Here is a 23,609-nt window from a genome sequence, read left to right as displayed (position 1 = left end):
CGCAGCAATTATTCTTTGTGCTGTCAAGGGTGTGCGTCCGGCTGCAGAAGTCTAAACTATTTCCGTGTTATACTGTGACAACTCCATACCTTTCATACTACTCTCTCCACACCCTCTTAATTCACCCATAAAAAAAGCACCGCCACCGGGATCCTGCCGCAGTGACGGTACTTTATCTCTTAGGAAGATTTCTCATCGCTTTATCTTCCTCCTTTCTGATATATATATCGGTGGGTAAACTCAATACTTAAGGCACTTTACACATATTTAATACTTCTTAATACTTATTAATTCTTCCTTATCCTTCTTGTGACAGTAGTGTGATACTCCGAGTGATACCATTAGCTGGCAACATAGAAAAACAGATATTTGATTATCTTCAGAAACATGAACCTGAAAGATGACCTCTTGGCATGAGATCATAGGAGGGAAAAATGGTAGACGAAATTTTCGGATATGGCTTTTGCGCCATGATAATAGCAATTCTTGTTCTTATATCCAACTGGATAATATTTTTGAAGGCAGGCCGCCCCGGCTGGCAGAGCCTTATACCGCTTTACAATATATATGTGGAATACAAGCTATGCTGGAAAGGAAGATATGGATTACTTTCAATCGCACTTACAGTAGTCTCACTGTTACTTGTGGCCTTTGATGCAGATTCCCTGCTGATCTCCATAACTTCCGCCGCATCAATGCTCCTTCAGATTATTTTCTGTTTCAAGTTCTCAAAGGCCTTCGGTAACGGTATGTTCATGGGAATCATTCTCATCCTCTCAGCTGGTCTTGGCCGCATCATCCTGGGCTTTGGCGGCTCCCGCTATGTTCGCACAGCCTAAGTTAAAAACACGGGACGATTCACTATTGAATCACCCCGTGACTTATTCATATTATATTGTTATTATTCTCTCGCATTCTTGGATGACTGCTTATCCTTGTACATCTCGGCATCTGCTCTCTTGAACACATCATCCATGGAATTGTCGGTGGTCACATTGTAGATTGCCATCCCCATTGCCACGGAATAACGCTCCCAGGCATCACGGGTGGTGTCATTAGCAGTATAATCAAATACTTCCTTCATCTTCCTAAAGAGCACTTCTCTGTTATCATAATCCCTGTTTTCCAACAGGATAACGAACTCATCGCCTCCGATCCTGAATACCGGAGAATGATCATACATTACGCAGAGCTCATGGCAGGCTCCAAAGATATAATCGTTGCCGTGCTCATGTCCGAAGGTGTCATTGATCTTCTTAAGATTATTGAGATCAGCCATAACAATCGCAAATCTGGCTCTTCCCGAGTTGATGTCTTTGTTGATTCTCTCTCTTACCTTGTCATACCAGGCCTTATTCTTAACGTGAGTCAGAGCGTCCTGATAAGCCAGCATATCCATGTGGCTCACCTGGGTCTTCATAACTTCCACCTTGCCCTCAGCGTCCACGATATTCTTAACATAGGTCTTCATGTCCTTGGACATCTGTTCTACCGCATTGGATAGGGATTCAACCTCATTGTGGGTATGGATTGGAGGAGCATCATATTCAAGCTTGTCCGGATCCTTTTGCTCATGGGATATTCTGGCAAAAGAAACAACGCTCTTTTCCAGCTTGCTGATGGGCTCTGTTATGTTCCTTGTCATCCAGTACAGGAAAAATGAAATAAAGAAAAGACCGAGAATAACAATGAGCACAACATTCATTGCAGTGTACTCACGAATATCCTTCTCAAGCTCATAGACTTCGATGTCTACGCATAAAACAGCGAATATCTCGCCGTCAGAACCCTTAAGAGGTAAAAGACCGGTATAATCATAGCCCCATACACTGAAATCCTTAAAGAAAGTGATTCCGTCATTTTCCATAGCCGTAAAAAATCTGGCTATCTCATCAGGCTCATAGTCCTCCGGTGATACCAGACCGAGATAATAACCATCGGGGTCTGTAGCTCTTCCGTAGGCAGTATCTGCGGAAATTACGTTCATCATCAGAGGCGGATCAGTACTGATAGGCATTACAATATAGAGATAATGGACATCGAAGTCCTCCATTATCCCATCCATAAAAGCAGTGAGCTGAACAAACTTCTCAGATTCCTGCTTAGTCTCTACGCACTGTTCAAGATCCTCCATATCGATATGGCTGTAGACATACTCGATAATGTCGGTCATTCTCTCTTCATAGGCAGAATAAAGAGACTGCGTATAGGTTCTGTAGGTCAGAATACTAAGGACCAGACACAGCAATACAATAAAGGCAGAACAGCCGATGAATATGCTTTTTTTGAGGGGCCGTTTGTTCTCGAACATGATAATTTGCCTATCAATCCTCCGATAAACATTATTGTGAGCATATATTAACGTCAAGCCGCACTCTCACAAAGATATGATACCATTTTTTGGCCCCTCAAATCTTAAATTAGCTTAAGGGATATCTAAATAATTTATGAATATAAGTAATAATATTACTCATCTGCAATCACAACAAAAGTCTTGCTGCTCTGTCCTGTAAAGTTGCCTTTACCCTTAACCACAACAGTCGGGAGTTTCTTTGTGCCGGCTGTAGGTATCTTCTTGTTGTTCTTGTAGGAAAGGGTGTAATCAACACCTTCCTTGAGGGTTACCGTACCCTTTTCGGTTTTAAAAGTGACAGTTACTACGGGATAAGCTCTGCCATTTCTCAAAACAGCCTGCTCCGCGTTAATTTCAATTTTCTGACCGGCATCCTTTTTGATGTTATAAGCCTTGACCTTGACAGTCTTTTTGATAGCTCCGCTGTAGCCATTTATTCCCCTAAGTTCAAGGGTATATTTTCCGGCATTTCCGTTGTTTGCGAAGCTTACTGTATAGTCTCCGTTAATGCCATCCTCTGATCTTGTCAGGACTTTTGTCAGCTTGGTCTTGCTATCCTTGTGGTAAAGGGTGATGCCACCTTCTGCAGAAATATCCTCGAAGCTCAGGGACTCACCTGAATAATCCACAGATTTTAGAAGACCTGATATCTTGACCTTACTCATGGGAGTTCCTTTGATCTCCAGATCGGCATTTTTGCTTCCGACATAGAAGGGCTCTGCGGAGCTGTCCTTCACAATTCCGTTTATTGCAAATCTGTGTTTTCCTGCAGACTTAAAGTCGCCGGAGATTTCTTCCACAGTGTAGTCCACGCCATAGGTGAGCACTTTCTTTTTGTATTTCACAACAGCTATCGGAGTCTTGCCGTCAGAATTATCAAAGGCTTCCTGAATATCTACTCTGTCTCCTGTAGTATAGGTAAGCTTAAGGGCTTTGCCGTTAGCGGCTGTAACCTTAAGCTTAGATGCGCTCACGGACTTTGCAGGGTCTGCTGTTGTTACGCTGACGATCTGCAGCATTTCTCCTGTATAGTTACCGCCTGCCATAGCTGTTGCCACGATGATGTAAGTCTTGCCGGGATCTGACAAAACTGTAGCACCGGGGTTATTTACAACGGCTCCGTCTCTGCTGCCTTCATGATAGATAAGCTGATAATCCTTACCTTCCTTAAGTGTCTTGCCGGCGAATTCGATGACAGGTCTGATACTTCCAAGTTTGCTGCTTTTACCGGCCATCAGAGCCACATGAGTCTCAGAAACAAGCTCTGCATCTGACAGCTGCGCCTGTTCTATATCAAAAGTGAAGGTCGATGTGCTTTGGTAAATACCGATGCCGTTAATAATTATTGAAGGTGCCTTTGCGCCATTATGACCGGCAGCTGCTATGTTGTTCTTGTAGGAAACAGTATAGTCTCTGCCTTCCAGGAGCCTTTCTGTGCCTTTAAATACGTTGATCTCTCCATCAAATGTAATAGCTGAGCCGTTATAAACTGCCTTAAGATCGGTATTGGAAGGTCCGTAAAAAACTCTTTTCCCGTAGCCCTTCTTATTATTTCCGAATGCGTACCACAAGCCCTGAGGGACAGCTTTTTCATCCCCTTCGAACAGCTCTTTTTGCATCTGTTCATCAATATCGCCCCAGATCATCTGCTTCCTGGAAGAATACTTTGCGTAGAGGTCCAGATCTCCGGTATAATCGACACTGATGCAAGATGCTTTTTGGGTATAATCCTCATCCAGATACCATCCGTCAAAAGTAAATCCTTCCGGTGCTTCGGGGTCGTGGAGCTTATAGTAATTACCGCTGATATAGTACTCGGGATTGTCCGGGTTCTGAGTACCTTCGCCGAGATGATAGGTGATCAGGTACTTATCTCCAAATGAATAGCTTGTGGACAGCTGATGTCTGTAAGTATTTTTATCGTCGCCGAATCTCCAGATTATTCTATAGGTAACCCCGGTCGCTGTTCTGTCCTTGTAGTAATCGTCGGTTACCACATATTCTTTTCTTCCGTCCGCTGTTATCTGGGCTACAGTCCTGTCCCCGTCCATGATGATATATTCTTTTTCTCCGGGAAGTCGTTTTAACTTAAGTGTTACAGAGCGGTCCTCGTGAACTTCCTTGGAATAATAATCTGACGTGGGTGCTTTGGTATAAGTTACGCTTGCGAACTTACCGTCCATTGTTACAGTGAGCTGTGTAACACCAGAGCCTCTCTCATATCCGATGCCATCCTCAGTGATCTCCATAACCTCCGGCTCAGAACTTGTCCACTTCGCCTTTTCCATAGGTATGTAATCGGATGGTATAGTGCTGTAATGATATTCGTAATAAACAGAAGGATAAATACACTGGCTGTAGAGATAGGCGCTGATGGCAACAAGCTCGTTCTTAACGGTCACTTCAAATGAAGAGGATACATCCGTACCTGATACCTTTGCGGTTATGGTTGCTGTTCCATAGTCCTTTGCCCTAAGAAGGCCATCCTCAACGAATGCTACCTTATCATTTGTACTACTCCAGACTATGTCCCTATAGGTTGAATTATAGGGCTCAATCTTAGTATTTACTTTGTAATACTTCTCTTTGGCAAGTTCGATCTTGCTATCTGTGATATTGGTAAAAGAGATTCCTGTCGGAAGCACTGTTTCCGTAGCTGCAACATTTTTGGTAAATGCCTTCACGGACAATACACTACTCCAATTACTCCATCTGCCGTTCTTATAAATGTAACCACGACCGTCCCTGGCTCCGCCACCGCCATAGGGGCAATGCTCTCCCCTCATGACAATCGCAAACTTTTCTCCCTTTGCAACGGTTACAGGAGTCGGCAGTTTAACTGTCTTATAGCCCGCATACTCTGCGATTCCCGTTACAGATGCTTCAGGGCAGAGGGTCCCAAGGCTCTCATCACCTGTAACATTTCTGTATATTTCGATAGAATATTCTGCGCCGACATTATTCGTGTAAAAAGCTACCGCTTCAATCTTTTCACCGTAGGCACCGCCCTCAGCATGAGCCTCGAAGACAGTTGCATAGGCTTCACCACCATTTGCATCATAACCGCCGCCAAGTCCGTACTGATAATTGTTGTCATAGTTATCTGCAGATTCAACATCAAGGGCATACACATAGTAGGACATGGAAGGTTCGTAATAAGACATCCAGAAATATCCCGCATATCCCTTGGTATTAATATTTCCCTGGGTCCAGCTGTTTCTTACAAGCCATGCTCCGTTGCCGGCAGGTTTGCAGGTGAAATTGCCTGCAGAAAAATCGTCATCCCAACCCACTATAACAACAGCATGATTAGGGTAGAGAGAACCGCCTGTGGGATTACAGAAAGCTGCTTTATCAGGGTTATACTCCGCAGTGGAATAAGAAGGTGAATAACTGTTGGGGGTATGATAGTCAATTCCCACAGCACCATATTCTGTTACAAGCTTCTTGATAGAATTCTGTGTAGCCTTCTCCTTGATGAAGCCCTGAACATGCATAGCATCATCATAGGCAGCTTCATCCTGAAGTCCTTCCGACTGTATGTAAGTAGCACTTCTATAAGGGTATCTCTCCTCACTTGCAAGGCCCATCCATCCGGAAAGGGTTGCCATGGCTGATTCTTCATTGTTGCCATCAAGGAAAGAGGATAGATTTTTCTGTGAATATCCGGTCAGGCCTCCAAGAGGATCTGCTACATGGTTTGAATTAAAATAGGCAAGGTGCAGCTCTGAAAAATCCACTTCAGTAGCTAAGCCCTTCTTAAGCGCATTTATCTCTGCCAGAGCAAGTGTGGCATGGGCCCAGCAGGTGCCATAGGGAGACTGACTGCGAAGAGGCGGAAGAAGGCTTGTTGTGTAGCTCTTTGGATATTCAACTTCCTCCAGAAATTCAATTTCTGACGCTTCCCTGAGGTCTGTGATCTCAATGGGATTCTCTGAAGGCACATAGCCTGTGTATACTTCAATATAATCTACTGCGTTGGAGTTACCTGCCGCAGCCGTTGCCTCCGTTTCGGATTCCTCAAGGAGCTGGAGCTGTTCTTCGTCCGCAGAATCCTCGGATATTACGTCCGAATCTTCTGTTATCGTGTCTATATCTTCTGATATTGTATCTGTGTCTTCAGATATTACATCCAAGCCCTCTGATATTTCATCTACGTTCTCAGCTGCTTCATCTGATAATATCTCATCCGAAATATCTTCATCTAACGCATAAAACTCCTCCGAAAGATCAGACTCTTCAAATAAAGCCTCATCTTCCGAAGGAGTTTCGATATATTCTGCAGCATAAGCTGTGCCTGTTCCTGAAACAAGCATCGCAGCTACCAATAACATTGCCACATATTTCTTTTTCATAATGACCACACCTCATATGTTCGAAAATTGTTTTCTTACTGATCCCCAGCATTTTAGTCTACTCGCTGTAAGGCATGGTTCTCAATAGTTTTAAACAGTATTTCGATTATATTTGGCGCAGTTTTTCAAGCATCCCATCCTACTGATGAAACAAATTTACTTCTTCTGTATCAGCTGCTCAGGCAGGAATCTCAGCCTTCTCCTCTGTCTTTTTAAATACAGGAAGGTCCTTACCAAGGAAAATTGCTGCTGCAAGGAATACTACTGCCAGCACGATGCATACGACAATGTTACTGTCTCCGGGGATCACATAAGACAGGATCATTGCTGTGGAGTTGTTGATGATATGCATGATGCAGGTTGGAACAATGGATTTGAACTTATAAGCCACAAATGCATAAGCTGCTCCGAGAGGAATTGCATACAGACTCTGAAGAGGGTTCATATGCATAATACCGAACATAACAGCTGTTAAGATAACGGATCCAACGATTCCGAAGGCCTTCTTGGAGCTTCTAAGGGCAACACCTCTAAATGCCAGCTCTTCCGCAATAGGTCCAAGAAGAGCTATATAAATAAATCCAACTACTTCATTTCCCTCTGTGGACATTTCCATGAGTGTGTTCAAAAGCTCAGCACTACCGGGAATAGCCCAGGCAATGAACTCTGCGAAAACAGTTGTGAAAAAATAGATTCCGAGAGCAAGGGTTACTACAAATACGATAGTCTTCACATTAAAGGTTTTCTTAAAGCCGGACTCGTACACTCCCTCTGCCTTATCCTTTTTGACAAATCCCAGATTATACCAGAGGCCGAATACTATCAGCAGGATAACACCTGCTACCAGCTGCAGAACCGGAGTTAATTTCATAATAGCCTGTGTAAGAGCATTCACATCAGTGGGATCATCTACACTAAAGGCCGCAATAATGCCTCCTACAACAGAGCCGACCAATATCTGAATCAGCATATACAGTAACAGAATTCCTATTACTGCCAGGACTGTCAGCCCCTTATTACTCTTTTTTGTTTCCATACATTTTCTCCTTCCAATATGCTTTTTGATGTCAGTTCCCCGAGTTGTCAGAAAACATGCACTCTATTACTATACTATACTTAATGCGTTTCTTAAAGTTTAAATTATACCTTTTTCCCCAAAGCAGCGATTCTAGCGTCAATCAGAGGATACAGCCAATCTGATAGCTTGCGGAAGTGATAGCCCGTTTGACGTGCCCTTTCTGTATTAAAGCTTCGTTCACCCTTAAGCCCCTTGTAGGGTGCAGCGTCGCCGTCTAAGGTAATAATCGCTTTTTTACCCAATGCATTTTCGATATAAGCGATCATGTTTCCAATCTTCACCGGATCTTCGGAACATCCATTTACAGGTCCCGAAACAAAATGATCCGCCAGATATGCAATGAACTCCCCTGCATCCTTCTCATATATGAAAGCCATTCTTCCATCCATGTCATCGATGTTCATAGGCTTCTCATCCCTGATGTGCTCTATATAGAAATCCAGCCTTCCCGTATAATCATTCTCACCCATAACCACCGGGTATCTCACAAAAGAAATCCTGTCGGGATCCATGAACTCAAGTGTCGCCCTCTCAGCCAGTCTCTTGGTCTCAGAATAATCAGAGAGCCTGCCCTCCCACCGAAGCTCATACTCCTGCGTCCTGAACTCATCCTCACTTATGCATGCGTGGTCATTGAAATAAACAGAACAGGTAGACATCTGGATATATTTATCACAAATTACGTTTTCAAGAAGCGCCTTAACATCATTGGAACCATAGGCAATCTTATCGATTATCAGATCAAAATGCTTACCTCCAAGCGCCTTCTTAACGCTCTCCGGATCCATTCTGTCCATCGTGCAATATTCAGTTTTCCCTTGGAATTCAGGCTTGGAATTGCCTCTCGTGGCAATAGTGACATCATGCCCATTACGAATCAGAGCATTGACCATAGGAATACCAAAAAATCTTGTCCCACCAACAACCAGTATTTTCATATGTGCACCTCCATGCAGAAACTACCTTTTAAATATACCAAAGTCAGTAATACAAAACAAAGAGAATTGTCAGAAAAAACAAAGTTATTCCTCCCCCGTCAGATTCAAATCCGCCCATACTATGTGTGGCATAAATACCCACAACTCCATAGGGCAGTCTAGTTCTTAGTGCTTGTCATATTTTTTATTATTTGCAGTAGGAAAACAGCATTGATATAGTGCCTCTTTTTGCAAAAACTGACTTGTTTTATACCTAAGGCATATGAACGCATACTTATTAGAATATTTCATATGCATCTTTGTCATCAATCCCACTGAAATAACTGCGGATATGCATATTAACATCCCAGATTTTTTCATTTTAATATGCTTATATACTGTAAAATGATCATCGCCAGCTCGATATTGATTCAAAAAGGCATATTAGCAAAAGGAATAATTGCCTTTTCATATGATTATCAGGATAATGATTCCTTATAAGCCCAGAAAACAGCTCTAACGATAAACCGCGATTGAGGAATGAAGGTCTGTTTGTGGCTTGCATGAATCTGCATTCATGTGCAGTACTATCGGCTGACGATATAGCAGGGCGTTTACCTGAATCGATGCCATGCTATAGGTTGGCGATATAATAGGGCTCCTTTTAAATATGCGCAGAAATATATCGATTTCGGGGCTATGGAGATGAGACCTATGAAGTACGAGTGCCTTATGCACGAGTACTTCATGCCCAGGGCTCATCGGAGTGTCCAGCACCGTGAGATATATTTCTGCGCATATTCAAAAGGAGCCCGACATCTATCCAAAGAGTACCGGGGCACATCAAAAAACGCCCGGCCTCCATTCACGGAGTACCGGGCGCCATAAACTACGCCGTAATGTTATGCGTTAACGATCTTGCCGAAATCGGGCTTAAGGCTTGCGCCACCGATAAGGCCGCCGTCGATATTAGGCTTTGAAAGCAGCTCTGCAGCATTGCCTGCATTCATTGATCCGCCGTACTGGATACGAACTTCATCAGCTGTAGCCTGATCATAGAGCTTGGCAATAAGCTCACGGATAAGTCCGCAAACTTCCTCAGCCTGGTCAGCTGTAGCTGTCTCGCCTGTTCCGATAGCCCAGATAGGCTCGTAAGCGATAACAAGCTTCTTAACCTGATCAGCTGTTACTCCTGAGAGATCCCAGGTGATCTGTCTCTCGATCCACTCCTTGTAGGTGTCTGCCTTACGAAGTGCAAGAGACTCACCGCAGCAAAGGATAGGTGTAAGGCCTGATGCGAAAGCCTTCTTAACCTTCTGGTTGATAAGGATATCGTTCTCACCGAAGATATCTCTTCTCTCTGAGTGACCGATGATAACGTACTCAACGCCTGCATCCTTAAGCATAGGAGCAGAAATCTCGCCTGTGAAAGCGCCGCTGTCTACGATGTAGAAGTTCTCGGCACCAACATGTACGTTTGTACCCTTAACAGCCTCAGCTACAGGTACGATATCAATAGCGGGAACGCAGTATACTACGTCCACATCATCATTCTTTACAAGATCCTTGAGCTCTGCGCAAAGAGCTACTGCCTCGCTGGGAGTCTTGTTCATCTTCCAGTTTCCGGCGATAATACGTCTTCTTGCCATTTTGGTATTCTCCTCTCTACATTGAGCGAACACGGATTTCTTCGCTTCGCTCTCGAAATCCTACCGCTTTCGCAATATCTCTTCCGTAATACGTACGGGATATTGCTCAACCGGTTTATTCGTCAAGGTTGCGTCATTTTCTGCAAGCAGATATGCCGCCACTTTGACTCATATATTACGCTCTATCGTCTGCTGCGTATACGCCGGGAAGCTTCTTGCCCTCGAGGAACTCAAGAGAAGCACCGCCGCCTGTTGAGATGTGGCTCATCTTGTCAGCATAGCCAAGCTGGTTAACAGCAGCTGCACTGTCACCACCACCGATGATTGTTGTAGCGGTTGTCTCTGAAAGTGCCTTAGCAACTTCCTTGGTACCTGTAGCAAGAACAGGGTTCTCGAATACGCCCATAGGTCCGTTCCATACTACTGTCTTAGCAGACTTAACTGCCTCAGAGTAAAGAGCGATGGTCTTAGGTCCGATATCAGCGCCTTCCTTGTCTGCAGGAATCTTGTCAGCATCAACAACTGTTGTTGTGATGTCGGGCTTGTCGATAGGATTAGGGAACTCATCGATGCAAACTGTATCGATAGGAAGAAGGAGCTGCTTGCCGGCCTTCTCTGCCTTCTCCATCATTTCCTTACAATAATCAACCTTGGTCTCGTCAAGAAGTGACTTACCAACTTCGTATCCCTTAGCCTTAAGGAATGTGTATGCCATACCACCACCGATGATAAGAGTATCGCACTTATCAAGGAGTGTGTTGATAACGTTGAGCTTATCAGCAACCTTAGCGCCGCCAAGGATAGCTACGAAAGGTCTTACAGGGTTCTCAACCGCATTGCCGAGGAAGTCGATCTCCTTCTGCATGAGGTATCCAACTGCGTTGTTTCCACCCTTCTCTGTGATGAACTTGGTAACAACTGCTACAGAAGCGTGTGCTCTGTGAGCTGAACCGAAAGCGTCGCATACATAGTCGTCAGCAAGATCAGCAAGCTCTTTAGCAAAAGCCTCACCGGCCTCTTCAGGCTTGGTCTCTTCCTTGCCACGGAATCTTGTGTTCTGAAGAAGAACTACGTCTCCCTCGTTCATAGCTGCAACAGCTGCTGTAGCATCAGCGCCTGTTACATTGTAATCAGCAATGAACTTAACTTCCTTGCCAAGCTTCTCAGAAAGTCTCTTAGCTACAGGTGCAAGTGACTCACCCTCGTTGGGGCCATTCTTAACCTTTCCAAGGTGTGAGCAAAGGATAACCTTACCACCGTCCTTTACAAGCTTCTCAATTGTGGGAAGTGCAGCTACGATTCTTGTCTCGTCTGTGATCTCGCCGTTCTTAAGAGGTACGTTGAAATCGCAACGAACAAGTACACGTCTGCCCTTTACATTGATGTCATCTACGGACTTTTTGTTGAGTGACATATTTTTTTCCTCCTGGATTTAAATTTGAATTAGGATTGTTTAAGAAAAGAGGCCCGGTCCACAAGGACCGGACCTCTTAAAAAGTCTATTTCGATATTGGAGAACTTAATTAACCAAGCTCAGCGAAATACTTGATTGTTCTAACCATCTGTGATGTGTATGAGTTCTCGTTGTCATACCATGAAACAACCTGTACTTCGTATGTATCGTCGTCAACCTTGTTAACAAGTGTCTGAGTAGCATCGAAGAGTGAACCGAATCTCATACCAACGATATCAGATGAAACGATCTCGTCTGTGTTGTATCCGAATGACTCTGTAGCTGCTGCCTTCATTGCTGCGTTAACTGCTTCCTTAGTAACGTCTGCCTTCTTAACAACTGCGAAAAGAAGTGTTGTTGATCCTGTAGGTGTAGGAACACGCTGAGCAGCGCCGATAAGCTTGCCGTTAAGCTCAGGGATTACAAGACCGATAGCCTTAGCAGCACCTGTTGAGTTAGGAACGATGTTAACAGCACCTGCACGTGATCTTCTAAGGTCGCCCTTTCTCTGAGGACCATCAAGGATCATCTGGTCACCTGTGTAAGCGTGGATTGTGCACATGATACCTGACTGGATAGGAGCGTAATCATTAAGAGCCTTAGCCATAGGTGCAAGGCAGTTTGTTGTGCAAGATGCAGCTGAAATGATCTTGTCATCCTTTGTAAGAGTCTTGTGGTTAACGTTGTAAACGATTGTAGGAAGATCATTTCCTGCAGGAGCAGAAATAACAACCTTCTTAGCACCAGCGTTGATGTGTGCCTGTGCCTTCTCCTTAGATGTGTAGAAGCCTGAGCACTCAAGAACAACGTCTACACCAAGCTCACCCCAAGGGCAGTTATTAGCATCTGGCTCTTTGTAGATCTTGATGGTCTTGCCCTTTACTGTGATTGTTCCAGCCTCGTCATCAGCTGTTACGTCATCCTCGTGACCTACTTCAACGTAACGTCCCTGTGATGAGTCATACTTGAGAAGATGAGCAAGCATCTTAGGGCTTGTCAAATCGTTGATAGCTACTACTTCGTAGCCCTCTGCACCGAACATCTGTCTGAAAGCAAGACGACCGATACGACCAAAACCATTAATTGCAACTTTTACTGCCATTTTAAGTTCCTCCTAAAATGAATTTATTTAATTGTTTGCTGTTTCCTTTATAATTACCTGCATTGATAATTTTTTATCAGCAACTACAATTCTAATAAAAAAAAGCATATAAATCAAGTGAATATAGCAAAATATTTAATGTTAATCCATCGAAGTTGCATAAAACCCAAGAAAAAATAAAAAAGTAAAATTATCTTTTATAAGTTATACTATAGAAAGTTAAATTGGACCTAAAAACCGAATTGTCTATCAATATAAAGTAGATATATATAACAGAAAGGCGTAACAAAATGATTCTTGCAGACTACCACATGCACTCCTCAAACTCAGGTGATTCCAAGGCTCCCATGGAATCTATGATACAATCAGCCATCGATAAGGGGCTTAAGGAAATCTGTTTTACAGAGCATATGGATATGGACTTTCCGAGGCTTCCTGAACTGCCTCCGGACCCCTTTTTGCTTGATGTGGAAGCTTACAAAAAAGAATTTCTTATAAATAAAGAAAAATATTCAGACAAAATAACTCTGAAATTCGGAATTGAGATAGGAATGCAGCCCCAGATCGTCGCAGAAAACACTGCCCTTGCCGCAAAGCATGATTTTGACTTTATCATAGCTTCGGAGCATCTGGTGGACAGAATGGATCCCTATTATATGCAGTTCTGGGAGTCACAGCCTTCCGTTAAGGCAGGTATTCTAAGATACTTCGAGCAGACACTGGAAAACATACAGCTCTTTACCGAATATGATGTACTGGGACACCTTGACTACATTGCAAGATATGTTCCCAAGGGTGACTCTACTTATTCTTATAATGCATTCAGGGAAGTTATCGACGAGATCCTTATGGTCGTAATTAAAAGCGGCAAAGGCCTTGACCTTAATTCCAAGGCCCTTGGCGGTGATTTCCACATGTCCAATCCCTGCCCCGAAGCCCTTGCCAGATACAAAGCTCTCGGAGGTAAGATCATAACCTTCGGCGCTGATGCCCACGCCCCAGAGGGAGTTGCCCTGTGCTTTGATAAGATCTGTGAGATTGCACTGTCCGCAGGCTTTACCGAGTACTATACCTTTGACAGGCGCTGCCCCATCTCCCACGAACTATAATCAGATTTTCGATTTTTTTAATAATATGATAACAGCCCTCTTCTTTATTCAATAAACGAAATATAGTAAAATAGTAATGATACATGTGTGAACTATTATGGCGTTTAAGGCGGAGGTTTACGATGAAACCTGAGTTTTATGATAAGAGTAAGAGGGCTAACGTCTATAACACTATATTCCTATACAAAGTGATTTCTCTTTGTATTCTTGTCATTCTGACTGTCATACTTACCGTTATATTTGTCACAGAATCCGATAAAATAAAGCAAGCTGACGATATGGCTCATCTGTTCATTATCATTGTGGGCATCAGTATCGTTCTCTTTACTTTCTCAGTCATATTTGATTTCTACGTTCTTAAGCGCACTGTTTCAATAGGGCGAAGGCTCAACAAAATGGCCTATCTGGACAAGCTCACAGGCCTCCCCAACAGATACAGCTGCGATATTCTGATCGACAGCTTCGATAGTCCCGACAGACTCCCTGGCGCGGGCTTTATCCTGATGCAGATCAATAACCTTACTTCCGTCAACGAAGATTCCGGACATACAGGCGGTAACTGGCTCATCTCAGAGTTTTGCTCCATCCTGGAAGAAGTCTCAGAGAACTACGGCTACGTTGGCCGCAACGGCGGAAATGAATTCATCATGCTGATAGAAAACTGCGACAGCACCGCAGTAGATATGTTCCTTCTTGACCTGACCAAAAGAATTCACGGTTACAACGAAATGAACGTGGGAGCTCCCATGGAAATATCCTACTCCCGCGTCCTTAACATCGATGAGCATAAGGAAAAGATCTCCGAGCTAATCTCTCTTGGCTACCAAAAGCTACGGAAATCCCCTCAGACACTTTCGTAAAATTATGAAAAAAAATCTGACCGGAAACAGACTAAATAAAATAAGGGCAAATATCCTCTTAGGGGTTATTACCTGTCTTCTTTTTACCATGAACAGCTGCGGTGACGCCGAGGACTTAATAAGCGCCGCACAGCCTTCCGCTGACCAGACAAGCGCAGCGGTAAGTCACGAAAAGGGAAGCAGAGATAATGCCCCTGTTTGTCTTGTGCCCACAACCCCGGGCAAGGTTACCTATGAGAACGATTTTGCCCATGTGGACGCCTCCAATATATCGGAGGGCTATGTGGTTGTGCGCTATACCGGATCATCTCCCAAAGTAAAACTCCAGATCACAGGCCCTGATGAGATCACCTACACTTACAGTCTTAATGTCGATACACCGACAGATGAGGTCTTCCCTCTTCAGTCCGGCGACGGCGAATACATGGTTAACGTGTACGAGAACATTCAGAGTAACCAGTACTCAATGGTATTTACCCAGCCCATTGAGGTAATCCTCGACAATGAATTCGGGCCGTTCCTGTATCCCAATCAGTATGTATCCTTCGAAGTTTCAGACAATGCCATACAAAAAGGAGCTGATCTGTGCTACTCCTGCAACAGCGATCTTGATGTTGTATCGGCAATCTATAACTTCGTAATCACCAATATCGAATATGACTACGACCTGGCTGAATCGGTTCAGAGCGGGTACCTGCCCGACATCGATGAGGTTCTTGCCACACGAAAAGGTATCTGCCTTGACTACGCCGCTCTTATGACCAGTATGTTAAGAAGCCAGCGAATCCCCACCCGAATGGAGGTTGGTTATGCGGGAACAGCCTATCACGCCTGGCTCAGCACCTATATCGAGGACATCGGATGGGTCAACGGCATGATCGAATTTGACGGAACCACCTGGTCCCTGATGGATCCCACCTTTGCATCCACCACCGACACCGAGAAACTCAGATCTTTTATCGGAGACGGCAAAAACTACTCTGTAAAATATATTTATTAATCATCCGGAGGCAACATGAAAACCAATGGCACTATCAAAAAACTAAGCAGCTATGAAATAGCAAACTTCTGCAGGCAGATGTCTCTTCTTATAAAAGCCGGCATCTCACCTTCAGAGGGCATTGAGATCCTTCTCCAGGACATCCACGACAAAGGAAGCCAGAAGCTCCTTAATAGGATCAATCAGGTTCTCCTAAGCGGCGAACAGTTCCACGTAGCTCTTCAGATGAGCGGTGTTTTCCCGGATTATGTTATTCACATGGTAACCATCGGCGAGGAGTCCGGAACTCTGGACACCGTAATGGAATCCCTGGCCGACTACTATGACAGAGAGGAAAACATCCAGTCCAATATCAAGAGCGCCGTGAGCTACCCTCTTATCATGGTATTCATGATGCTTGTGGTTGTGGTGGTTCTCATCGTCAAGGTACTGCCCATCTTCGAGCAGGTATTTGCCCAGCTGGGAACCAGCATGAGCGGCTTCTCACAGTCACTTCTTAATCTTGGAACTCTTCTTAACCGCTATTCGGCAGCTCTTACTATCATACTGGTGGTTCTGGCGGGACTCTTCATCTTCTTCTCCGGAACCTCAACGGGAAAAAAGACCTTCAGGAACATCCTGACCGTTTTTGCCCCCACCAAGAAGCTGATGCAGGAGCTTGAGAGTGAGCGATTTGCCAGCGGTATGGTACTGACATTATCAAGCGGAATGGACACCTATGAGGGTCTTGCCCTTGTTAACAAACTGGTGGAAAGCAAAGAGATGAAGGCCAAGGTGGAAAAATGCAGACAGCTCCTTCTTGACGGCGACAATTTCCCCGAAGCCCTTGAGAAATCCAAGATCTTCTCCTCCTTCTATTCACAAATGGTATCCGTAGGCTTTAAGACCGGGTCCATGGACGCTGCCATGAAGCAGATCGCCGACCGCTTTGAACACGAGACGGAGCGCAAGATCTTCTCTCTTATCTCGATACTTGAACCAACACTTGTAATCGTTTTATCCGTAATCGTAGGAATGATCCTTTTGTCTGTAATCCTTCCTCTGATGGGCATTATGTCCACCATAGGCTGATGAAGAAAGGCTGATATGTCAAGATTTGAAATGGGCGATGGCCACAAACTTCATATATCGGACAGCTTCTACAGAGTGATCTCTATCCTCATCTTTGCCATGGTACTGGTTCTCTTCTTCATCGCTGTGGACGAGACCGGACGAGGCACTGTCAAGAAGCAGCAGGAATCTCTTGAAAACGCTCTTTCAAGGGACATTGTCCAGTGCTATGCCATCGAGGGCAGATATCCTCCGAGTCTTGAGTACATGGAGGACCACTACGGACTAATTTATGACAAATCTGTCTTCTTCGTGGATTACCAGCCCATCGGATCCAATCTGTACCCCGATGTAACCGTTATCCTGATTGAAGGCAATTAAAGGAGGCTCTTGGATGGATGTAAATAGTAAAAAGAGCCATGTGATAGATACGATGTTCGTCATCTGCCTGATGTTCCTCTTCGTCCTGTGCGCGGTGTCGGTTATAGGCATCGGCGCCAGTATCTACAAGAAAAATGTCGGCCAGATGGCAGACAATTACTCCCACAGGATCACCAGCGCCTATGTCACCGAAAAGGTAAGACAGGCTGACGAAAACGGCGCAGTCTTCACTAAAGAGCTCTTTGGCAAAAATGTTCTCGTACTGCAGGAACAGCAGGGAAATGACCTGTACGATACCTATATCTATGAATACGAGGGCTATCTCATGGAACTCTATATAAGAGACAGCATTAAGACCTTTTATCCCCAGTCGGGGCAGAAGATATTGAAGATAAACAGCTTCAACGTAGCAGAAAACACCGATTCGGTGCTGGAAGTTGATATAGTCACCGAAGACGGCAACAAGAACAGGTTATACATAGCCAAAAGGAGTACAAGACAGCAGTAATGAACAGACGGGCAAGTTCTAAAATAAGTTTGTTCCTGATGGAACTTATAATTGCCATTCTATTCTTTTCCCTTGCAAGTGCAGTCTGTGTAAGGCTTTATTCTGCTGCCCACAGTCTCAGCGAAGAAAGCATTAATCTTAGCAATGCCCTGACCTGGTCCCAGAATCTGTCCGAAGCCTTTTACGGAACCAAAGGCGACGTAAAGGAGATGGAGAAGCTCTATCCCGAAGCAATTGTCAGTAAGGACGACTCCGAGGAACATGTTATTACCGTGGTACTGTTTTTTGACGACGAATGGAATTATGTGGATGCAGAGCTTGTGGATGCCTCCTATGAAGTAATTCTGGAGACACGCAGGAAAAGCGCAGATGAAGTCTACAGCGACGTAAATGAATACGGAATAACCCTTGTGGGAGACGCCGTTGTCGGAGAAGTAGCTGCCATCGATCTTAGAGGTACCACTGAAGTCTATTCTTTTATTCCGGAGAACGAAGATATGCTTCTCTACCACGGAAATGTTGATATTTATGTAGGAAAGGGGGTGCCGCAATGAGCAAAGACAGACAGGCTCCCGCTCACGTGGGAAGTGCCTCCATTCTGCTGATCTTCACGGTTCTGAGTCTTATCTCCTTCTCGGCTCTTACCATGGTCAACTCCAAGGCGGACTACAACTTAAGCTATAACCTGTCCAGGAGACAGGCGGCCTACTATGAGGCCTGTCATAAGGGAAATGCCTTTGTGGCGGCGGTCAACTCAGGATATACAGAAGGTGCATCAAAGGGCAAAATTTCAAAGAGTATACCGATAACCGACAATCAATCGCTCAATATTACGTTAATGTCAAATTTCACAAAAAACTCGGGTAATTCGGAAAATACCTTTACCATAACCCAGTGGAAGATAGTAAACTTCGAAGATTCAGGCTACGATACAACGCTTCCGGTGCTGAAAAGAGACGGCTGAATTTAAAACAATTTCCCTAAGACTTTATCAAATTTTAATTTTTTGCATAACGATTTAACGCATATATTTATAAATCCATGTTACAATAGATTATGTACTGAACAACTAATTTCAGAAAATGAATTGCTTTAATTTTCATAGCAACTAAAAATACTTATTGGAGGTTCAATATGGGAAAAAGAATACTCATTACCGATGACGCCGCTTTCATGCGTATGATGCTTAAGGATATCCTTTCCAAGAATGGATATGAGATTGCCGGCGAAGCTGAGAACGGTAAAATAGCAATCGAAAAATATAATGAGTTAAAGCCCGACCTTGTAACTCTTGATATCACCATGCCTGAGCTTGATGGTATCGGAGCCTTGAAGGGAATCAAGGCTGCAGATCCTAATGCAGTTTGTATTATGTGCTCTGCTATGGGTCAGCAGGCAATGGTAATTGAATCTATTCAGGCCGGTGCCAAGGACTTCATTGTAAAACCTTTCCAGGCAGATCGTGTTCTGGAGGCTGTTAAGAAGGCTATCGGATAATTTAATATTCGTCTAAAAAAAGCCCCAAAAATTCAGGAGCTTGCCTCTGCAAGCTCCTTATTATTATGCCTATCTATTTCTTACGATTTCACTTCATTTGGCTTAATCTCTCTAAGGCAAAGAACCGATACAACGGAGATGATGAAAAAGCCGGAAAGAGCAAGAATAGCATTTCTAAGTCCCATCTTCTCTCCCATTATTCCCGTAAGAGCTGTGAAGATCGCACCGCCGATTCCGGTGGCTGTGGTGATCATTCCGGTGGCTGTAGCTTTTTTATCTGCGCAGTATTCCATCAAAATGTTGAGAACGCCGGGATAAATAGCTCCGCATGCAAAGCCTAGAGGTATGCACAGAACAAGTGCTATCACGCCACTGTCAGCCCTTGAAATTACCGCTGAGATAAGCGGTATGGCGATTACAGAGGCAATCAGTATCTTACGTGCATACTTCGAATAGATTCCCACAAGAGCCCTTGAAGGTATCATAACAAGCCAGAAAAGAGATAATGCAAACTTACCGTAATCTGACATCAGAGCATCGGTGAAAAGAGTATCAACGAAGAAGGCAAATCCGTTCTCATATCCAACGTAGATGCACATCACAACGCACAAAAGAAATACTCCCGCAAAAATAAATTTGCCCGATATTCCTGCACTGTCTTTTATGCCCTTTGCTTCTTTAGGCTCTCCTCTTCCCCACAGCGTAATGCCGGCAAATGCAATGACTGTGCCAATGAAAAGAGTGATGAACAATATCCTCCAGTCTCCGCCTATTCCAAGATAATATTTAACGAAAAGAGGTGCCACAAAAGCTCCGAGCGCATACATTGCTGTCATGAATCCGATCTTGCGGCCACCTGTCACGGGATAATACTCAGCAAGTGCTGCGATCGCGATAAACTGAAGAGCGCTGGTTGTAAGTCCCAGGAAGAATATTCCTCCTATGAACACAGCCTGCAGAGAGCTGGTAAATACAAAAAGCGCAGCCATCGCCTGAATGCCCATCATTATAAGAAGGCATCGTATCTTGTTGGTTCTGTCAGCCCAGCTTCCAAGTATTATCGGAGCCAGCATGGTAGCCGTCAGCTCCACGGAAGCAAATATTCCCTTGGAACTCTCGGTAAGATCATAGACCTTTCCGATGGTATAGAGGCTTGCCTGGTAGCCTCCCGCCTCAAAGCCGTTGATGAAGATAATGAAAAACAAAAATAGCCACAACAGATCCGGGGTCTTTTTCATTTTGGACATCTCCTCATTATATGAAACTTTTTGATATAATGGTCATGTATACATTTTATCATGTTTTTGACGCAAATAAGTAAAGGAATAGCTGTAATTATGTTTAATATACAAGAAATTAATAGCCTTGATATCCCGGCTCTGGAGGTGTACTCAAAAATCCCCGAAAGGCAGCTTCTGACCATTAATGAACCTGCCCCCGGTATTTTTATCGCCGAGAGCATGAAGGTCCTGGAAAGGGCCCTTGACGCCGGATATGAGCCCATATCTATGCTGGTATGTGACAGCAATCTGGAGGAACTTACAGACGGAAATTCAGACCTGTCCGTCAAGCTCCTGGAAGCTGCCAAAAAGCTTACCGACAGCCTTCCTGTCTACGTAGCGGATGAAAAGACTCTGGACCTTCTCACAGGTTATCACCTAACAGGCGGTTGCCTCTGTGCCATGAAGAGAAAACAAATGCCCGCTCCCGGTGATATCCTCAAGGACGCAAGGCGTATCGTAATCCTTGAGAATGTCATGAATCCCACCAATGTAGGTGCAATCTTCCGTTCTGCGGCAGCTCTTTCCATGGATGCGGTGCTACTTACCCACTCCTGCGCAGATCCCCTGTACAGAAGATGCATAAGGGTCAGCATGGGAAATGTGTTCCTGATCCCCTGGACCTTCATTGATTCCAAGAATATGTACTGGCCCGGACAGGGAATGGAATATCTGCATTCCCTTGGCTATAAAACAGCGGCTATGGCCCTTAGAAAAGAATCCGTCTATATTGACGACGACTCTCTCAAAAAAGAAGAAAAGCTCGCCCTTATAATGGGAAGCGAAGGAGACGGACTCCTATCCGAAACCATTGATAAGAGCGATCACGTGGTAAAAATACCCATGGCCCCCGGCGTTGATTCCCTTAATGTGGCGGCAGCCAGCGCCCTGGCCTTTTGGGAGATATCAAAAAGACCTTCCCCGTAATATACGAGGAAGGTCCTTATTTATTGGTTCCTGCATCAGTTAATTGTAAATCTCAGCAGGTTGTCATTGATGGTATCAACAGCATCCGATACGGAGGAAGCGGCATTTGCAACAAGCTCTGAACTGGAAGCAACGCCCTTGGCAGCCTCAGTAACTTTATCCACATTCTCAGCGATCTCCTGAGTGGATGCGGACTGCTCTTCGGATACGGAAGCCATGTTGGTGGCAACATCGTTAACCTTCTGCATCTCCTGTGCCATATTGATAAGAATATCGTTGGCATCGGAGAGCTGTTTGGTGATCTCTTCGAAGGTGGTAGCTGCCACATTGACAGTCTCCGCACTGTTGTTGATAAGAGTTGTATTGGTCTCGGATTTCTCGGACAGCATCTGTACCTTCTGAGACATATCCTTGATGATCTCACCGATCTGGTTGGTGGCATCAGCAGAGTTCTGAGCCAGGGCTCCAATCTCGGAAGCAACAACCGCAAAGCCTTTTCCTGCTTCTCCGGCTCTTGCAGCCTCGATGGAAGCATTGAGGGACAGAAGGTTGGTCTGTGAGGAAATGGAATTGATAAGGTCTATGATCTGGGTGATCTTGTCCGCAGCCTCATCAACGTTAGTTACCGCATCAGCCATATCCTTCATGGATTCAACGATATCCGTCATGCCGTTGGCAACGTTGGACATATCCTTCTGACCGGAGCCAGCCTTTTTAACCAGATCGTTCATGGAGTTCTCTATCTGCTGTTCCTGCTCCGTTACATTGGAGACAGTCTCTGCAAGGACAGTGGCGTTCTCTGCAACCTCAGTTACGGCTCTCGCCATATTATCAATATTCTCTCTGATCTGTGTCATGCTTACAGACTGATTGTTTGCAGCCTCTTCCAGATCCTCGGCAGTACTCTTGGAGGTCTGGGCATCTCCACGGAGCTTGCCTGACACATCCTTGATCTCAGTTAGGGAGTCACGCATTCCGTCGATAAATTCGCCCATAGCCCGGTTCATATATGCGATCTCGTCATCGCCCTTAGCGGTGATATTGACGGTGAAGTCACCACCTGAGATCTTTTCAATATTGTTGGTAAGAGTAGTTACAGGCTTCTTGATCATCTTGTGCAGTGACTGGGCAATTATGAGGATAACCACTATTACTGACACAACCGTAACTATGAGAAGGACGCCAATAAGTTTCTGAAGAACTGCAAGAACCTCTTTTTGCTTGGCATAGAGAACTACACTCCAGTCAGTTCCGCTGACACCTGAGGTTACTACATACCACTTTTCGCCGCCTGCAACGATGGGTTTTACTATTTCGATCTCATCCTCCCCCTGAGCTGCAACAAACTCGCCTATGGATACGATAAGAGGATTATCGGTAACTTCAGATATGTTCTTGCCGCAAAGACTGGGATCATCTTTAAAGGAAAGGATAAGTCCGCTCTTTGTGATCATCATGGCACCACCTGACTGATATACAGCTACTTCATTCAGTTGTTTCTGTGTGTTTGCCATAAAAAGGTCCGCAGCAAAGCAACCCTCACGTCCATCCTTGAGGTGTACATGTCTGATAACGGTAGCGCAGAGTTCACCGGTAACAGCATCAAAATAGGGCTGATCGTAATAATAGAACCAGGAGTTATCATAACCTACAGCCTCCACATACCAGCCGTGGGAAGTGACATCCTCCATAACATAATCCGGCGAACTGGGATAAATAAAGGTCTCGTCGTTGAGGGCCAGATAAGCTCCCGTAGGAATCAGACCATATCTTCCGACGGTTCCGGCCATATATTCCATTATCTCCTCGTTGCTGGCGAAGTCGTTCTGTTCAACCGCATCGGCAACAGCATTCAGATAATAGAATGTAGATGTAAGCTCCTTGTTCACCTTGGCGGCACTGGCACTTACCTGATTGGTCAGAGATGTATCGATCAGATCCTTGACCATGCCGTAGCCAAAGATTATAACCAAACCCTCGGCAATAAGGATGCTTGCCACCAGAAGTGTGACAAACAGAATCGAAATCCTTACACTTATAGCTTTTGTGGCTCTTTTCTTTCCATTACTTCCTTCATTACTCATTACTGA

General features: G+C 44.6%; 20 protein-coding genes. 11 read left to right on the top strand and 9 right to left on the bottom strand.

Features of this window, described 5'->3' with window-relative positions:
• Window positions 1-434 precede the first annotated feature (434 nt).
• Window positions 435-839, top strand: a complete 405-nt coding sequence (locus G588_RS0105825; protein WP_022777819.1) for a DUF5684 domain-containing protein — start codon at window positions 435-437, stop codon at window positions 837-839.
• A gap of 62 nt (window positions 840-901) precedes the next feature.
• Here the strand turns inward: G588_RS0105825 and G588_RS0105820 are convergent, their stop codons facing one another.
• The 7 genes from G588_RS0105820 to gap form a co-directional block, all read right to left on the bottom strand.
• Entirely contained in the window at window positions 902-2,311 is a 1,410-nt protein-coding gene (locus G588_RS0105820; protein WP_022777818.1) for a sensor domain-containing diguanylate cyclase, read from the bottom strand.
• A gap of 155 nt (window positions 2,312-2,466) precedes the next feature.
• Window positions 2,467-6,708 (bottom strand): lectin like domain-containing protein, encoded by a 4,242-nt coding sequence (locus tag G588_RS19360; protein WP_022777817.1) that lies wholly within the window; start codon window positions 6,706-6,708, stop codon window positions 2,467-2,469.
• Between the two features lie 178 nt (window positions 6,709-6,886).
• Window positions 6,887-7,744: a CPBP family intramembrane glutamic endopeptidase gene (locus tag G588_RS0105810; RefSeq protein WP_022777816.1), complete on the bottom strand. Its 858-nt coding sequence runs from the start codon at window positions 7,742-7,744 to the stop codon at window positions 6,887-6,889.
• A 104-nt stretch (window positions 7,745-7,848) separates the two neighbouring features.
• Window positions 7,849-8,724 carry an NAD-dependent epimerase/dehydratase family protein gene (locus G588_RS0105805; RefSeq protein WP_022777815.1) on the bottom strand — a complete coding sequence of 292 codons (876 nt, stop codon included), beginning with the start codon at window positions 8,722-8,724 and terminating at the stop codon, window positions 7,849-7,851.
• A gap of 881 nt (window positions 8,725-9,605) precedes the next feature.
• Window positions 9,606-10,352: a triose-phosphate isomerase gene (gene tpiA, locus G588_RS0105800; protein ID WP_022777814.1), complete on the bottom strand. Its 747-nt coding sequence runs from the start codon at window positions 10,350-10,352 to the stop codon at window positions 9,606-9,608.
• A gap of 175 nt (window positions 10,353-10,527) precedes the next feature.
• A complete protein-coding gene (locus tag G588_RS0105795; RefSeq protein ID WP_022777813.1) occupies window positions 10,528-11,766 on the bottom strand; it encodes a phosphoglycerate kinase in 1,239 nt (412 codons plus the stop codon).
• A gap of 109 nt (window positions 11,767-11,875) precedes the next feature.
• A complete protein-coding gene (gene gap / locus G588_RS0105790; RefSeq protein WP_022777812.1) occupies window positions 11,876-12,907 on the bottom strand; it encodes a type I glyceraldehyde-3-phosphate dehydrogenase in 1,032 nt (343 codons plus the stop codon).
• A 290-nt stretch (window positions 12,908-13,197) separates the two neighbouring features.
• Between gap and G588_RS0105785 the strand changes: the two genes are divergently transcribed.
• From G588_RS0105785 to G588_RS0105745, 9 genes are all read left to right on the top strand, one after another.
• Complete coding sequence (locus tag G588_RS0105785; RefSeq protein WP_022777811.1) at window positions 13,198-14,016, top strand: histidinol-phosphatase HisJ family protein; 819 nt, start codon at window positions 13,198-13,200, stop codon at window positions 14,014-14,016.
• 122 nt (window positions 14,017-14,138) lie between these two features.
• The gene (locus G588_RS0105780) at window positions 14,139-14,876 is read left to right on the top strand and encodes a GGDEF domain-containing protein (protein ID WP_022777810.1); all 738 of its coding nucleotides are present in this window, start codon (window positions 14,139-14,141) and stop codon (window positions 14,874-14,876) included.
• 4 nt (window positions 14,877-14,880) lie between these two features.
• Window positions 14,881-15,876 (top strand): transglutaminase-like domain-containing protein, encoded by a 996-nt coding sequence (locus tag G588_RS0105775; RefSeq protein WP_022777809.1) that lies wholly within the window; start codon window positions 14,881-14,883, stop codon window positions 15,874-15,876.
• Window positions 15,877-15,891: 15 nt separating this feature from the next.
• A complete protein-coding gene (locus tag G588_RS0105770) occupies window positions 15,892-16,947 on the top strand; it encodes a type II secretion system F family protein (protein WP_022777808.1) in 1,056 nt (351 codons plus the stop codon).
• Between the two features lie 15 nt (window positions 16,948-16,962).
• The gene (locus G588_RS0105765; RefSeq protein WP_022777807.1) at window positions 16,963-17,307 is read left to right on the top strand and encodes a hypothetical protein; all 345 of its coding nucleotides are present in this window, start codon (window positions 16,963-16,965) and stop codon (window positions 17,305-17,307) included.
• A gap of 13 nt (window positions 17,308-17,320) precedes the next feature.
• Window positions 17,321-17,815 (top strand): DUF4860 domain-containing protein, encoded by a 495-nt coding sequence (locus G588_RS0105760; protein ID WP_022777806.1) that lies wholly within the window; start codon window positions 17,321-17,323, stop codon window positions 17,813-17,815.
• Window positions 17,816-17,853: 38 nt separating this feature from the next.
• Window positions 17,854-18,369, top strand: coding sequence for a hypothetical protein (locus tag G588_RS21320; protein ID WP_155830750.1), 516 nt, complete (start codon window positions 17,854-17,856; stop codon window positions 18,367-18,369).
• Complete coding sequence (locus tag G588_RS0105750) at window positions 18,366-18,779, top strand: hypothetical protein (protein ID WP_022777804.1); 414 nt, start codon at window positions 18,366-18,368, stop codon at window positions 18,777-18,779. Before G588_RS21320 ends, G588_RS0105750 begins: the two co-directional genes overlap by 4 nt.
• Before the next feature lie 170 nt (window positions 18,780-18,949).
• Window positions 18,950-19,312, top strand: a complete 363-nt coding sequence (locus G588_RS0105745) for a response regulator (protein WP_022773049.1) — start codon at window positions 18,950-18,952, stop codon at window positions 19,310-19,312.
• 80 nt (window positions 19,313-19,392) lie between these two features.
• On the opposite strand, the gene G588_RS0105740 is transcribed toward G588_RS0105745, so the two are convergent.
• On the bottom strand, window positions 19,393-20,550 hold the full coding sequence (locus tag G588_RS0105740; protein WP_022777803.1) for an MFS transporter: 1,158 nt from the start codon (window positions 20,548-20,550) through the stop codon (window positions 19,393-19,395).
• 99 nt (window positions 20,551-20,649) lie between these two features.
• Between G588_RS0105740 and G588_RS0105735 the strand changes: the two genes are divergently transcribed.
• Complete coding sequence (locus G588_RS0105735; protein ID WP_022777802.1) at window positions 20,650-21,519, top strand: TrmH family RNA methyltransferase; 870 nt, start codon at window positions 20,650-20,652, stop codon at window positions 21,517-21,519.
• Between the two features lie 35 nt (window positions 21,520-21,554).
• Here G588_RS0105735 and G588_RS0105730 read toward each other — a convergent pair whose 3' ends face one another.
• The gene (locus G588_RS0105730; RefSeq protein WP_022777801.1) at window positions 21,555-23,603 is read right to left on the bottom strand and encodes a methyl-accepting chemotaxis protein; all 2,049 of its coding nucleotides are present in this window, start codon (window positions 23,601-23,603) and stop codon (window positions 21,555-21,557) included.
• Between the last annotated feature and the right edge of the window lie 6 nt (window positions 23,604-23,609).

This window comes from Butyrivibrio sp. AE3009, assembly GCF_000420845.1.
GTDB lineage: Bacteria > Bacillota > Clostridia > Lachnospirales > Lachnospiraceae > Butyrivibrio.
The sequence above is the reverse complement of the archived record's forward strand: the minus strand, read 5'-3'. Positions and strand labels throughout refer to the sequence as shown.